A 14,096-nucleotide genomic window follows, 5' to 3' on the forward strand; every position below is an offset into this window, starting at 1 on the left:
CGTCACCTTCGGCCTGCTGTTGCTCATCCCTGGAGATCCGGCCTCGGTTCTGCTCGGCCAGGAGGCCTCGGCGGAGGCGATCAACAATTTGCGTAATTCGCTTGGCCTCAATGATCCCTGGTATGTACGGCTCGGCTCCTATTTCCTCCAGCTCTTGCATGGCGACATGGGCCGTTCGATCTTCCAGAACCAGGCGGTGTCAGAAATCATCGCCGGCCGGCTCAGCGCAACGATCGAGCTTGCGGTCGTCGCTCTCTTGCTTGCCTGCATCATTGGCATCTCGCTCGGCGTAATCGCCGCGACCCGGCAGGGTTCACTTGTTGACACGATTTCGATGGTCTTCGCGCAGCTTGGGGTCTCAATGCCGGTTTACTGGCTTGGCCTGTTGCTGATGTTGCTTTTTGCCGTGACACTCGGTTGGCTGCCGGCGATCGGCCGCGGCACGTCTTTCCCGGACGCGATCTGGGCGGCGCTGACTGGCCGACCACAAGTACTGCTCGACAGCCTTTCGCATATTCTTCTGCCGGCGCTGGCGCTGGCTGCGAACTCAGCGGCAATCATCTCGCGCCTCGTGCGCACAGCCATGCTGGAGGTCCTGCGCGAGGATTTCGTTCGCACCGCCTACGCAAAGGGGCTCCGCCGCCAACGCGTCATCATCCGGCATGCGCTACGCAATGCTCTGCTGCCGGTGCTGAGCGTTATCGGCCTGCGCTTCGGCGCGTTGCTCGGCGGTGCCGTGCTGACGGAGACCATCTTCGCCTGGCCCGGACTCGGACAGCTCACCATCACGGCGATCTCGCAGCGCGACCTGCCGTTAATCCAGGGCATCGTACTTACGTTCGCGATCATCTTCGCGCTGGTAAACCTCATCGTCGATCTTCTTTATGCGGTCGTCGATCCGCGCATTCGTTTGGGTTGAAGCTCATGGGCTTACCCAGGCGCTTCCGCAATATCTCGCTCATCTTCGGCACGCTCATCGTGTTCGCGATCGTCGTCTTCGCCGTCTTTGCTCCCTACCTCTCGACGCATGGCATTGAGCAGATGGACATGCGCAACCGCTTCTCCGGCCCAACGCTGACCCATTGGCTGGGCACCGACAATTTCGGCCGGGACCTTTGGTCACGCCTGATTTTCGGAGCACGCGTTTCGCTGACGATCGCCTGCATTTCGGTTGTCGTCTCCGCCGTCATCGGCACGGCGGTCGGGCTTGCGGCCGGTTATTTCGGCGGTTGGACCGATCTGATTTTGATGCGGATCACCGATATCTTCCTCGGCTTCCCAGCCATTGTCCTGGCTCTTGCTATCGTCGCGGTGCTAGGCCCTGGCATGGTCAACGTGGCGATCGCCATCATCGTCGTCGCCTGGACGGAATATGCCCGCGTGGTGCGCGCCACGACGCTGGTGCTGCGTGAGCAGAATTACGTGCAGGCCGCCAAGGCACTCGGCGCCCATCCGGTCCGTATCCTTGTCAAGGAAATCCTGCCGAATGCGATGGGGCCGCTCATAGTGCTTGCCTCGCTCGGCTTCGGCGCCGCGATCATTTCGGAATCGGCGCTTAGCTTCCTCGGTTTCGGTCTGCCGCCACCGACACCGACTTGGGGGTGGACGTTGGCCTACGGCACCCGCTTCATGCGCGACGAACCGTGGCTGGCAATCATTGCCGGCGCCACGATCATGGTGACCGTCCTCGGCTTCAACCTGCTCGGCGACGGTCTGCGTGACGCGCTCGACCCCCGCCATCTCTCTCGCTCCGCGGGCAAGAAGAAATAGGCAAAACCCTTCGGATCCACACGACACGACGCTGAAAGGAAACCTCCATGGTCAAGTCGATCAACAAGCTTCGCCACAAGTTCACCACCCACGCGGACGGCAGCGATGCCGTGATCTTCATGCACGAGCTGGTGGGTGAACAGGACGGCCCGACCGTTGGGATTTCCGCCTCGATCCACGGCAACGAAAACACCGGCTCGCAGGCGATCCTCGACCTGTTCCGCATCATCAACGCCATGCCGCTTAGGGGCCGGATCGTGCTGCTTCCGGTCGCCAATCCGCGTTCCTTCGCCGTCAACCACCGCCACAACCCACTAGACCAGTTGAACCTCAATCGCGAATTTCCGGGCGACCCGCGCGGCACATACAGTCAGCAGCTCGCCGACGCGCTGGCGCATGAGTTCTATGCCAAGATAGACTACAATCTCGACCTGCATTCCGGCACCGACCGACCGACCGTCGATTACGTCTACATCTGGAACGACGAGCCGCTGTCGCGCGCCTTCGGTTCGAAGATCCTATATCGCCCGACTATCGGAAAGACCGGCACGATCTATCAGGGGACCAGCAAGTCCGTTTCCATGGACCGCCACGGCACCAAGGTCGTGACAATCGAACTCGGCGGCGGCATCATCGACCAGACGCCATATACGAAGCGCACCGTCGACGGCCTCCTCAACCAGCTGCGCCTGATCGGCTCGATCGAAGGTGAGGTAAAGCCGAACCCGAAACAGGTCGTCGTCACCGAACTCGTCGGCATCCGCCCGAAGCATGGCGGCTGGCTGGAGCCCCTGTCGCCGGCAAACGGGGAGATCATCAAGGGCGGCTCGCTGCTCGGCCGCGTCATCAGCCCCTATGATTTCGAGACGATCGAGGAAATCGCGACGCCGTTCGAAACCGGCATCATGGTCATGCAGCACCTGACCCGCAACCTGGTCGAGGCCGGCGATTACGGCTTCATGGTCGGCAATATCGAAGGGTCTACCGACTGAAAGAAACACTTCGGCAAATGGATTGAACGGGTGCAAGATCGGGCAATGGAAAAGACGATGGAACCGGCACTTGCTGTCAGCGACCTGAATGTCGAAATCCTTGGAGAAAACGGGGCCTTCCCTGTCGTCTCCGAGATGAGCCTTTCGGTCCACCCCGGCGAGACGGTCTGCATCGTCGGCGAAAGCGGTTGCGGCAAATCGATGACCGCGCTTTCGCTGCTTCGCCTGCTTCCCGACAGCGCCCGTGTCGCGTCCGGTTCGATCAAGATCCATGGCGAGGATTTTCTCGCCATGGATCAGCGCAGGGTGGAGGATTTTCGTGGCGACAAGATCGCTATGATCTTCCAGGAACCGCTGACGGCGCTGAACCCTGTGCTGACGATCGGCGAGCAGATCGCCGAATCCGTTCGCCAGCACCGCAAGCTCCGCAGACGCGAGGCCTTTGCCCGGGCCGTCAAATGCCTGGAACTGGTGCAGATGCCGGATCCGCAACGCCGCGCATACCAATATCCGCACGAGCTTTCCGGCGGGATGCGGCAACGCGCGATGATCGCGCTGGCACTCGCCTGCGAGCCGAAGATCATCATCGCTGACGAACCGACGACCGCGCTCGACGTTACCGTCCAAGCGCAGATCCTCGGCCTGATCTCGGACCTGCAGAACCGGCTCGGCACGGCGCAGATCCTGATCACCCACGACCTCGGCGTTGTCGCCGAAATCGCTGACCGGGCGATAGTCATGTATGCAGGCCGGCGGGTCGAGGAATGTAGCGTCTTCGAGCTGTTCGACAACCCGATTCACCCCTACACGATCGGCCTGATGGGCGCCATCCCGCGCCGTGGCGAGACGCAGGCCGCGCCGGAGCGGCTGGTCGATATTCCCGGGACCGTGCCGCCACTCTGGGACCTGCCGAAGGGCTGTGCCTTTGCCCCCCGCTGTCCCGGTGCGTCTGCCCGTTGCCTGAATGAACGCCCTCCCTTCATCGAAAAGAAGCCCGGCCATTTCGCCGCCTGCTGGAAGCACGACAATGTCTGAGAACGCGGCCCCTCTTCTATCGGTCGAAAACCTCAAGGTGCATTTCGCCATCCGCGCCGGCATTTTCCAGCGGCGGATCGGCGAGGTGAAAGCCGTCGACGGCGTGTCCTTCTCGATTGGATCTGGCGAAACGCTCGGCCTTGTCGGCGAAAGCGGTTGCGGCAAGTCGACGACGGGACTGGCGTTGATGGGGCTCGTGAGATCTACCGACGGGCGGATCGTCATGCACGGGGCGGAACATGTGACGCAGATGGGTAACGTGCCGCGCTCCCACCGGCGCCGCATGCAGATCATCTTTCAAGACCCGTTCTCCTCGCTCAATCCGCGCCAGAAGGTGCGCGACATCATCCGCGCGCCGCTCGATATCCACGGGGTCGGCTCTATCGAAGAACGGCGGGCAGAGGTAGCAAAACTCATCTCGCTGGTAGGGCTAAGGCCCGACCAGGCCGACAATTTCCCGCACCAGTTTTCCGGAGGCCAGCGCCAAAGGATCGGCATTGCCCGGGCGCTGGCGCTGAAGCCCGATATCATTGTCTGCGACGAACCGGTCTCGGCCCTGGACGTCTCGGTGCAGGCGCAGATCCTCAATCTTCTTGCCGACCTGCAGAAGGAACTGGGCCTTTCCTATCTGTTCATCTCACATGATCTCGGGGTGGTGGAGCATGTCTCGCACCGGGTGGCAGTCATGTATCTTGGCAAGATCGTCGAGACGGGACCGAAAAAGGCGATATTCTCCAAACCGCTGCATCCCTATTCGGGACTGCTGCTGCGCTCCGCGCCGTCGCACGATCCACACCACAGGCATAAGTTCAGTGCCGTCAGCGACGACATTCCAAGCGCGACGCGAAAACCGTCCGGCTGCGCCTTCCACACCCGCTGCCCGCTCGCGACCGACATCTGCAGGCAGACCGAACCAAAACTTGAACGAAAGGCCGACGGCCAGTCCGTCGCCTGCCACCACCGATAGGGAATTTTAGGATGACCGAAGACTTGATCGAGCTTCTCGCAGAACCGGGCCAGCCAAATTTCTTCTTCGACGCGTTGGACGCCGCACTCGCAGCCCGGGTCGGGCACAGGCTGCTGACTCTGCTCTACAAGGACGGCGACGAGGTGGCGCGGGTCTACTCCAATATGCCGGATGTCTATCCGGTTCTTGGCCGCAAGCCGATGGGCATCACCCCTTGGGGCGATCTGGTGCTGCACCGCCAGCAGCCCTTTCTTGGGCGTGACCGTGAGGCGATCAAATGGGCATTTTTTGATCACGAGTTGATCGCCAGCCTCGGCCTCAACTCGGCGATCAATATCCCGGTCGTCTACGACGGCAAGACGATCGGCACGATCAACCTGCTTCACGAGGAATATTTCTACGAGGAAAGGCATGTCGAGATTGCAAAGAAATTCGCACCGCTGCTGATCCCCGCCTTCCTCGAAGCGAGCCGCGTCGGCGCCAAAGGCTAAAAGGAAAAGAACCGTGTCCGCTATTCTCTTCGAAAACGCTCGCGTCGTCGACGGAACGAGCCCGGAGCCAAGCGAGCCGATGTCGATTCTCATCGAAGGCGATACGATCAGGGAAGTCTCCCGTTCCATTTCCAGCGCCTCGGCCGAGAGGATCGATCTTTCCGGCAAGGTGCTGATGCCGGGCCTGATCGATGCGCATGTGCATGTGATCGCCGGCATGGCGAACCTTGGCCAAAACGCCAAACTTCCCGACCCAGTCGTCACCGTGCGCGCCTTCAAGATCATGGGCGAGATGCTGATGCGCGGTTTCACCACCGTGCGCGATCTCGGCGGCGCGACCTCCGGTCTCCTAGCCGCAACCGAGGAAGCGCCCTGGCCGACGCCGCGGCTCAACATCTGCGGCAAGGCGCTCTCGCAATCCGGGGGGCATACGGATTATCGCGGCCCCTACGACGATCACCCGCCTCCGAAGACCGGCCATACCCTCGGCAATCTCGGCCGCATCTGCGATGGTGTGCCGGAAGTCCGCAAGGCGGCGCGCGAGGAGCTGAAATCCGGCGCTCATTTCATCAAGGTCATGGCAAACGGCGGCATCGCCTCGCCAACCGACCCGATCCATTTCCTGGGCTTTTCGCGTGAAGAGCTGATCGCCGCCGTTGAGGAAGCCGAAAATGCCGGAACCTACGTCGCGGCCCACCTCTACACGGACAAGGCGATCCGCAGGGCAATTGAATGCGGTATCCACTCGCTGGAACACTGCAACCTGATCACCCCAGAGACGGCCAAATTCGCAGTGGAAAACGGCTGCATCTCGGTGCCGACGCTCGTCACCTATGAAAAGCTCGGCATCGAAGGCGCCGCGCTTGGTTTGCCGGCCGCCTCCGTTGCCAAGGTGGATTCAGTGCGGCTTGCCGGCATGGAATCGCTTTCGATCATGCGAGCGGCCGGGCTGCCGATGGCCTATGGCACCGACCTTCTCGGCGAAATGCACCGGCACCAGTCCGAAGAATTCGTGATCCGCTCGCGTGTATTGCCCGCTCATGAGGTAATCGCCTCTGCCACCTATGTCGCCGCGAAACTACTCAGGATGGAAGGCAAAATAGGCTGCATCTCGCCCGCCGCTTTTGCCGATCTGATCGTGATCGACGGCAATCCGCTCGACGACATGTCGCGGCTCACCCATCAGGGCGCCCATATGCCGATCATTATCAAGAACGGCAGTTTCGTGAAAAGTCGGAGGTAGAAATGGAGTTGGGAGGAGAATTGGCGGCGATAACGGCCGGTCTTGACGTCCTCTATCGCAGCCGCAATCGCAATGCAGGCATTCTGGATGCCGAAGGGCTCATACCCGTCGCTGTCGCCACGATATCGCCGCATCGATTTGACAGCTACGACGAAGTGGAAGCCGCCCTCCTGCTCTTTCGCGATCGTCTCGGGCATGCCGAAACCGCGCTGCGTGGGGATTGGCTTAACGAGATGTCCGACTCGCTGCTCGCCCTGATTGCCACATTCCGCGGCGATCCCGTCAGTTTCGGTGAAAGGCTGGAGCGGCAGATCCGTGTCGACGTCCGCGATATACCCGAAGAGATTATCGCGGGATATCACAGAGGGATTCGCGAGGTGTTGGACGAACTGGGCTTTCGCGGCGGAAGCCTCTTTGAGGATTTCGCGGGCTGGGAGCAGCGCGCCCGGATACCATCAGACAAGGTGCTTGACGTGCTTGGGGAATTTCAACGTCAGGCACGAACGCGCTGCAGTATTCTGGCGACCGCATTAAGGGCAGATTGGGTGGATGGCGAATGGATCAAACCTATCGCCCAGCGGGACGTGCCATATTCGGCCTATTGCGATTTCGCCGGCAGACGGCTGCTGCTCAATGTCGACTTTCCCTACACTGCTTTCAGCCTCAAGCATCTGGCAGTCCACGAGGCTTTTCCGGGCCATCTCCTTCACCTGAAACTGCGCGAAAAGCGCGTGGCGGAAGGCTTTCTGCCGCTTGATGCCGCCCAAGTGGTCACGAGTTCGGCAAGTTCGGCCATTTTTGAAGGCATCGCCGACAATGGCATGCAATTTCTCGATTGGATCGAAACGCCGGAGGATCATCTCGGACACTTTCTGCAGCGCCTTCGTTCCGCTCTCAGGTGTCGCGCCGCCTGGCTACTGCTTGGCGAGGGGCAATCCTTTGATGAGGTCGTGCAGAATATCGCGGCTGCTTCCCTGCAGTCTCCTGACGTTACCCGATCCCGCCTCGCCTTCCTTCGTCATGATTTGCGCGCTCCTTTCGTCTACGCATACTGGTGCGGAGAGATGGCGGTTCACTCGGTCTGGTCCAAGACAACGGTTGAAGAAAAAGATGAGTTTTGGGACTATCTCTACAGCAACATGCACACGCCGAATACGCTGGCGAAACATTGGCTTAGTCGCGGCTCTTGACGGCATTCGAGCCGACATATGCCTTGCGTCCTAACGTTATCAGTCACTCGTCCAATACGCTCTGTGCGTTGACACCTTGCGATCAACCGCGCATCCCACGCTTCCCTTCAAGCCGAGCCGCTCGATCCGCACATAAAGCGCGCTCTTGGCGATGCCGAGGTCACGGGCAGCGGAGGTCAGGTTGCCCGATGCCGGCGTCAGCTTTGGCCTGTTCCTATTTCGAGCAGACACGATTTTTTGGTACTTTTGCTGGACCAATCACCCAAGCGAGTGAGACGCCAAGGCATAAACAGTCGCGCTGCAACTCTGCCCTGTGCCATAACTGGCCTCTTCCCGGGTTACCATAGTCGTCACCGTATAGTGGACGCTGAGGCCGCATTGCTGGACGAAGGATGCGAAGGCGCCTTTGTCGAAATGAGTATCGATGCGCAGGAAGCCGCCGGCATGGGCCACAACCTGCGGATGGGTGACCCTGATCGCATCCGCGTCGCAGGCGGCGACGACCGGATCCACGAGATGCCCCCGCCCGAAACGGCGGCGCATCGAATAGGAACGCAACCCTTTTTCCTTCGTAACGACCAGAGCTGATGGAACTGTCGAACAGCCGCAGGAGATGTTGGTGGCGAATCGCGCCGAAAGCCGGTGCATCGAGCGCGATGATCGCCTCCAGATCACCGCGATCGAGCTTGCGCAGAGTAAGCCCGCGCGCCTTGGCCCGTTGCCTCAACTGCCACTGCAGGCAGGGAGGACGCATACTTTGCGCCACTTTAGGATCTGTGCAGATCCTCTGGCAATTTCAGCCTGATATCGACAAAAAGGCGGCACCAGACCTAGCGGGGCATGCCCTATCGGCAGCGCCTAGCTGCGGCTAGTGTCGCTTGGCAGTTGACTACCAAGGACACAAGCGCGCCCTGCTTGTCAGTGGTAACAAGCGTCTCGGCGGCCTGGAGACGGTTAAAGACATAGCCGGTCTGCGCCGGTACGATGCCGGTGATTTCCCACGGGCCAACCACTCTCAGGGCCTCAGCCCCGTACAAATTTACCGGCAGCGATCCAGCGAGCACGAGTGTGAGGAAATGCGCTTTGGCGATGCGCATGCAATTTTCTCCGTTTCAATTTGATAATGGTGCAAAGATCAGTCGGGGTCGGAGGCAGCGGAAAACGCATGGGCCACGTCGTCTTCCGTCACGTCCATCATCGCCTTGTGAATCGAGGCATGGGCCGTCTCTGTGCCCTGCATCACGAGGATCACGGTCTCTCTGAGAGGGCAGCCCGGCACATGGCAGGCAAGCTCGCTTACCGAAACAACAGCTTCGTCCCGTAGCGAGAGCAACTTGCGCGCCCAGGATTTGATCGTGCGAACGCTGTTGATGACCGACGGTCCATTCCGTGCCAATTGGTTGACGAATGCCTCGCTCATGCCGCACCTCGCTTGGCTCTCGCCGCGCGCGGAGCCAGTACCTCGAAGAGATCGCGGATGGGCTTGGCCGGCATGTCCTGGCCGATGAGGACAACCCGGCTGCGGTGATCTTCGTCCGGCCAGCGTTCGAGGCGCTTTAGCGGATAGAGCCGGTGCTGCACGGCGTGGGCGACCAGCGGACGGGCCGGGTCGTCGGTGAGCGCGAAGAGACCCTTCAGGCGCAGAAGACCAGAGCCGACATTGGTCGTCACGATATGCAGGAAGGTCTCGACGGCCTGCGGCGAGAGAGGCACATCATGGCTCAAGCTGATTGCCTCGATCTCATCCCCATGCCGATTGGGGTCGTGGGCATGATCTGCGTGAGCCCCAAGCCTTTCCATCGCCAACCAGCCAGGCACATCCTCGGCCTTGCCCGCGACGCAGTAAGCGCCCTCGGCGAATAGTGCGGCGAGACTAAACCCCCGTCGGTGGCGATCATGGTAGACTGCCGCCGGATTAAGAGCTCTCAGTTCATCCGGCCAGTCGTGAGCCGTATCTGCGATATCGGTCTTGGTCAGGACGACATGATCGGCAAAGGCGAGCTGCTTCCAGCCTACCATGAAGCTGTCGAGCGTAGCGCGTCCATCCAGCACGTCGAAGGTCGTCACAACGCGGGCGAGATGGAAATGGCGGGCCACGACATGATCCCTCAACCCCATTGCAGGTGACCCGCCGGGAATAATGCTGTTGATGATGGGCGCGGGATCGGCCAGTCCCGTCGTCTCGATCACCACCCGTGAGACAGGTGGTATGTCGCCGCGAAACCGCGCCTCGTGAAGATCTGAGAGGGAGCTTTTGATGTCGCTTGTCGCCGTACAGCAGATGCAGCCGGTGGTCGTCCGGAAATAGGTTTCGGAACCTTTGCGGACGAGATCGTGGTCGATCGCAACTGTGCCGAACTCGTTGACGATAACGGCCGTCCCGTGCATGCGCGGATCAGCCAAGATGTCGTTCAGCAGCGTTGTCTTGCCCGAGCCAAGAAAGCCGGTCAGGAGCGTGACCGGGACGGAATCATAGAGCCGTCTCACATCGTCCTGCGTGGTGCCGGGTGCGTTGTGCGAACGCGTGAACAGGCCGCCAAGCATGTTGCAGTAAACCCCTTTGGTCTGAATGCCGGTGGCAGAGGCCTGCCCGGCATGAGCCGGGCAAGCCTTGTGATCAGCTTCCGAGGATCGCGGCCTTCAACGTGTTCACGTTGTAGCGGAACATGTCGATATAGGTGGACGCTGGGCCTCCTTTGCCGGAAAGTGCGTCGGAATAGAGCGTGCCGCCGATCGTCAGGCCGGTTTCCCGGGCGATTTGCTCGGCGAGGCGCGAATTGGTGATGTTTTCGACAAAGATGGCCGAAGCCTTGTCTTCCTTTACCTGGTCGACGAGCTTGGCAACGTCGGCGGCGGATGCCTCCGCTTCCGTCGACACGCCTTCCGGCGCGATGAACTTCAGGCCGTATTCGTGCTCGAAATAGCCGAAGGCATCGTGCGAGGTGATGATGGTGCGCTTGTCCTCGGGGATAGCTGCAACTGCGGCCTTCACCTCGGCCTCCAGGTCGGCGAGCTTTGCCAGATAGGCCTGCGAATTGGCGGTGTATGTCGCGCAACCGGCCTTGTCCGTTTCGCAGAAGGCATCGGCGATGTTCTTAACATAGATCTCGGCATTGTGGATCGACTGCCAGGCATGCGGATCGAACTCGCCGTGATGATGACCTTCATGATCGCGGTCATGGGCGGTTTCGACCTTTTCTTCGGTGGCGTGATCATGTTCTGCCTCCGCATGAGCCTCGTTCTCGTGGTGGTGCTCCTCTTCAGCAGTTTTCAGGGGCTCGATGCCTTTGCTGACTTCGACGACCGGTGCCTTGGTGCCACTCGTTTCGATCAAGCGCGACATGAAGCCTTCGAATTGCAGGCCGTTGACCAGAACGACCTGCGCCTGTTCGAGGGAAGCCGCATCTGCCGGTCGCGGTTCATAGACATGCGCGTCGCCATCGACCGGGACGAGCGTCGAGATCTCGACGCGGTCCCCGCCCACGTTCTTGGCGAGGTCAGCGATGATCGAAAAGCTCGCAACAACCTGGAGTTCGGCTGCAGAAGCGTTGGACGCGAAAGCGCCAAGGGTGAGAATGCTGGCAAACGTAGCAAAACGGAATGTCCTGAACATGGGGATCTCCTTGTGAGTATCAGGTGGCCTTATGCCGGCGCGAGGGGAGCGCGCTGGCAAGTACGCCTCTTCGGCCGAAAAGAGCGGAGAGGATGTAGACGACACCGGCGACCATGATGATCGCCGGGCCGGATGGCATGGAGGCGTGATAGGACAGCAGCAAGCCGCCCAGCGACGAGGCGACGGCGATCGCAATCGCAACCAGGCACAGCGCGCGGACATCGTTCGACCAGAAGCGCGAGGCCACAGCCGGCAGCATCATAAGGCCTACCGACAGCAGTGTTCCAAGCGCCTGAAAGCCGCCGACCAGATTGAGGACAACGAGAACGAGAAACAGGAAGTGCGTCGGCCCGCCAATACGGCTGACGGAGCGCAGAAACAGCGGGTCAAGGCATTCAGCCACCAGCGCTCGCCAGAAAATACCAAACGCCAGGAAAGTCACGAGAGCAATTGCCAGGATCAATCCCAGCGCCTCGTTGTTGAGCGCGAGCACGGAGCCGAACAACACGTGCATCAAGTCGACGCTCGATCCACGCCAAGAGACGAGAAGGACCCCGACGGCCAGCGAAATCAGGTAGAAGGCCGCCATGGAAGCATCTTCCTTCTGGACCGTAAAGCGCGACACAAAGCCGGACCCGAGCGCCACGAGCAGCCCCACGACCAGACCGCCCGTCGTCATCGGCAGGATGTCGAGCCCGAACAGCAGAAAGCCGAGTGCGGCGCCCGGCAGGATGGCATGAGACATCGCATCGCCCGTCAGGCTCATGCGCCGAAGCATGAGGAACACACCAACCGGCGCGCAACTGACGGAAAGGAGTAGCGATCCGAAAAGCGCCCGCTGCATGAAGCCGTATTGCAAGAAGGGAGAGACCAACCATTCAAACATGGACCGCAGTCCTCTGTCGGTCCGCAGCCTGGCCGGGAAGTCCGCTATCGATGCGGTCTTTCGCGACCTGCTGCCCTTCGCACCAGCCGGCCGTTTCGTCCCAGGCTTCCTGGAATGACCGGGCACGCAGAAGGTTGTCCGACGTCATGACATCCGGCGTTGAGCCCCAGGCCACCAACTGACGCGCGATCAGCAGCGTCTGCGGAAAATGCGCGCGTACCAGCGCATGGTCGTGAAGAACGCAAAGGATCGTGCGATTTTCGGCAGCCCACTGTTTTATGAGAACCAGGAGGTCGCGAATCGTCCGCTCGTCCACGGCATTGAAGGGTTCGTCGAGCAGAATCAGATCGGCGTTCTGCAGCATGGAGCGTGCGAAGAGAGCCCGCTGCATCTGCCCGCCGGAGAGACTGTCGAGCGGCCGTTTATCAAAACCCGAAAGGCCGACGGCCTCGAGACAGCCAGCAAGCTTTATCCTGTCTTCACGGGTAATGCGACCGAGAAGACCCCTCTCCTGCCAGAAACCCAACGATACGAGATCAATCACCCGTGCCGGAAAGGTACGGTCGATTTCGGATTGTTGCGGGAGATAGGCGAGCCGCTTGAACGAGGCTGTACAGTCACCACTGATTGGCTTGAGGATGCCTGCTACACCCTTCATCAGGGTAGACTTGCCAGACCCGTTGGCGCCAACGACTGCCGTCAGCGAACCACGCTCAACCAGACCAGAAAGGTGATGGACCGCCGCGTGGCCCTGATAGCCGAGTGTCAGATTGTTGAATTCCAGATAAGTGTCGCTCATCGCAGCCTCGGGGATTGACAGCGACTGCATATGTAATGTTATTACGTCCGTCAATCGAAAATGTTACGTAATAACATAAACTCCAGCAACTCGATGGACGCCCCGATGAGGAGATCAATCATGTCGCAGCAGAACGAACCCACCCCCGTGACGGTGCTGACCGGATATCTCGGTGCCGGCAAGACCACGCTTCTCAACCGCATTTTGACCGAGCCGCACGGCAAGAAATTCGCCGTCATCGTCAACGAGTTCGGCGAGGTCGGGATCGACAATGACCTGATTGTCGAGTCGGACGAGGACGTGTTCGAGATGAACAATGGTTGCATCTGCTGCACGGTGCGAGGAGACCTGATCCGCATCATCGAAGGCCTGATGCGCCGTCCCGGCCGCTTCGACGGCATCCTCATCGAGACGACGGGACTCGCGGATCCCGCGCCGGTGGCCCAGACCTTCTTCGTCGACGAGGATGTCAGGTCGAAGACCCGGCTGGATTCGATCATCACCGTCGTCGACGCCAAGCATCTTCTCGGTGAGATCGACCGCGCTCATGAGGCGCAGGAACAGCTCGCATTTGGCGATACGATCATCCTCAACAAGACCGATCTCGTCAGTGCCGAGGACTTAGCTGCCGTCGAGCAGCGCATCCGGCGGATCAATCCCACCGCCAGCATCATCAGAGCGACCCGTTGCGACATCGATATCGCGAGCCTTCTGGATCGCAAGGCATTCGACCTCGATCGCATCCTTGAGGTCGAGCCCGACTTTCTCGATGAGGAACACGAGCACGAGCATGACGACCATGTCACCAGCTTCTCGCTCGTCGAGCGCGAGCCTATGGATCCGGGCAAGTTCCTGAACTGGCTGCAGACGACGGTTCAGGCCTTCGGAATGGACATGCTGCGGATGAAGGGGATCATCTCCTTTGCCGGCGACAACGACCGCTTCGTCGTCCAAACGGTGCATATGCTGCTGGAAGGCGATCACCAGCGAGCCTGGAAGGAGGATGAGGACCGGGTGACCCGGCTGGTCTTCATCGGTCGTGATCTGCCCAAGGACATCATCAGCGATGGCTTTGCCAAGTGCCGTGCGGTTCGACAGGCCGCCGAGTAA

The 14,096-nt window shown here is 60.4% G+C and carries 16 protein-coding genes; 9 read left to right on the forward strand and 7 right to left on the reverse strand.

Features of this window, described 5'->3' with window-relative positions:
• The 8 genes from ABK249_RS15150 to ABK249_RS15185 form a co-directional block, all read left to right on the forward strand.
• The coding region (locus ABK249_RS15150; RefSeq protein WP_348863209.1) for an ABC transporter permease at positions 1-919 on the forward strand (919 nt) is incomplete at its 5' end.
• Positions 920-924: 5 nt separating this feature from the next.
• On the forward strand, positions 925-1,770 hold the full coding sequence (locus ABK249_RS15155) for an ABC transporter permease (protein WP_227702525.1): 846 nt from the start codon (positions 925-927) through the stop codon (positions 1,768-1,770).
• 47 nt (positions 1,771-1,817) lie between these two features.
• Positions 1,818-2,762 (forward strand): succinylglutamate desuccinylase/aspartoacylase family protein, encoded by a 945-nt coding sequence (locus tag ABK249_RS15160; RefSeq protein ID WP_227702524.1) that lies wholly within the window; start codon positions 1,818-1,820, stop codon positions 2,760-2,762.
• A gap of 45 nt (positions 2,763-2,807) precedes the next feature.
• Positions 2,808-3,797, forward strand: a complete 990-nt coding sequence (locus tag ABK249_RS15165; RefSeq protein WP_227702523.1) for an ABC transporter ATP-binding protein — start codon at positions 2,808-2,810, stop codon at positions 3,795-3,797.
• Entirely contained in the window at positions 3,790-4,764 is a 975-nt protein-coding gene (locus ABK249_RS15170; protein WP_227702522.1) for an ABC transporter ATP-binding protein, read from the forward strand. The genes ABK249_RS15165 and ABK249_RS15170 overlap by 8 nt, the downstream gene beginning before the upstream one ends.
• A gap of 11 nt (positions 4,765-4,775) precedes the next feature.
• Entirely contained in the window at positions 4,776-5,255 is a 480-nt protein-coding gene (locus ABK249_RS15175; protein WP_227702521.1) for a GAF domain-containing protein, read from the forward strand.
• 13 nt (positions 5,256-5,268) lie between these two features.
• Positions 5,269-6,498, forward strand: a complete 1,230-nt coding sequence (locus tag ABK249_RS15180; protein ID WP_227702520.1) for a metal-dependent hydrolase family protein — start codon at positions 5,269-5,271, stop codon at positions 6,496-6,498.
• Positions 6,499-6,500: 2 nt separating this feature from the next.
• The gene (locus ABK249_RS15185) at positions 6,501-7,688 is read left to right on the forward strand and encodes a hypothetical protein (protein ID WP_227702519.1); all 1,188 of its coding nucleotides are present in this window, start codon (positions 6,501-6,503) and stop codon (positions 7,686-7,688) included.
• Between the two features lie 258 nt (positions 7,689-7,946).
• Here ABK249_RS15185 and ABK249_RS15190 read toward each other — a convergent pair whose 3' ends face one another.
• From ABK249_RS15190 to aztA, 7 genes are all read right to left on the reverse strand, one after another.
• Positions 7,947-8,246 (reverse strand): GNAT family N-acetyltransferase, encoded by a 300-nt coding sequence (locus ABK249_RS15190; RefSeq protein ID WP_265105674.1) that lies wholly within the window; start codon positions 8,244-8,246, stop codon positions 7,947-7,949.
• A 287-nt stretch (positions 8,247-8,533) separates the two neighbouring features.
• On the reverse strand, positions 8,534-8,785 hold the full coding sequence (locus ABK249_RS15195) for a hypothetical protein (protein ID WP_227702517.1): 252 nt from the start codon (positions 8,783-8,785) through the stop codon (positions 8,534-8,536).
• A gap of 38 nt (positions 8,786-8,823) precedes the next feature.
• Positions 8,824-9,108, reverse strand: coding sequence for a hypothetical protein (locus tag ABK249_RS15200; protein ID WP_227702516.1), 285 nt, complete (start codon positions 9,106-9,108; stop codon positions 8,824-8,826).
• On the reverse strand, positions 9,105-10,232 hold the full coding sequence (locus ABK249_RS15205; RefSeq protein ID WP_227702515.1) for a CobW family GTP-binding protein: 1,128 nt from the start codon (positions 10,230-10,232) through the stop codon (positions 9,105-9,107). The genes ABK249_RS15200 and ABK249_RS15205 overlap by 4 nt, the downstream gene beginning before the upstream one ends.
• 73 nt (positions 10,233-10,305) lie before the next feature.
• Positions 10,306-11,301, reverse strand: a complete 996-nt coding sequence (gene aztC, locus ABK249_RS15210; RefSeq protein WP_227702514.1) for a zinc ABC transporter substrate-binding protein AztC — start codon at positions 11,299-11,301, stop codon at positions 10,306-10,308.
• Positions 11,302-11,320: 19 nt separating this feature from the next.
• On the reverse strand, positions 11,321-12,187 hold the full coding sequence (aztB, locus tag ABK249_RS15215; RefSeq protein WP_227702513.1) for a zinc ABC transporter permease AztB: 867 nt from the start codon (positions 12,185-12,187) through the stop codon (positions 11,321-11,323).
• The gene (aztA, locus tag ABK249_RS15220; RefSeq protein ID WP_227702512.1) at positions 12,180-12,986 is read right to left on the reverse strand and encodes a zinc ABC transporter ATP-binding protein AztA; all 807 of its coding nucleotides are present in this window, start codon (positions 12,984-12,986) and stop codon (positions 12,180-12,182) included. The genes aztB and aztA overlap by 8 nt, the downstream gene beginning before the upstream one ends.
• 120 nt (positions 12,987-13,106) lie before the next feature.
• Between aztA and ABK249_RS15225 the strand changes: the two genes are divergently transcribed.
• Complete coding sequence (locus tag ABK249_RS15225) at positions 13,107-14,096, forward strand: CobW family GTP-binding protein (protein WP_227702511.1); 990 nt, start codon at positions 13,107-13,109, stop codon at positions 14,094-14,096.

This window comes from Neorhizobium phenanthreniclasticum, assembly GCF_040066075.1.
GTDB lineage: Bacteria > Pseudomonadota > Alphaproteobacteria > Rhizobiales > Rhizobiaceae > Neorhizobium > Neorhizobium petrolearium.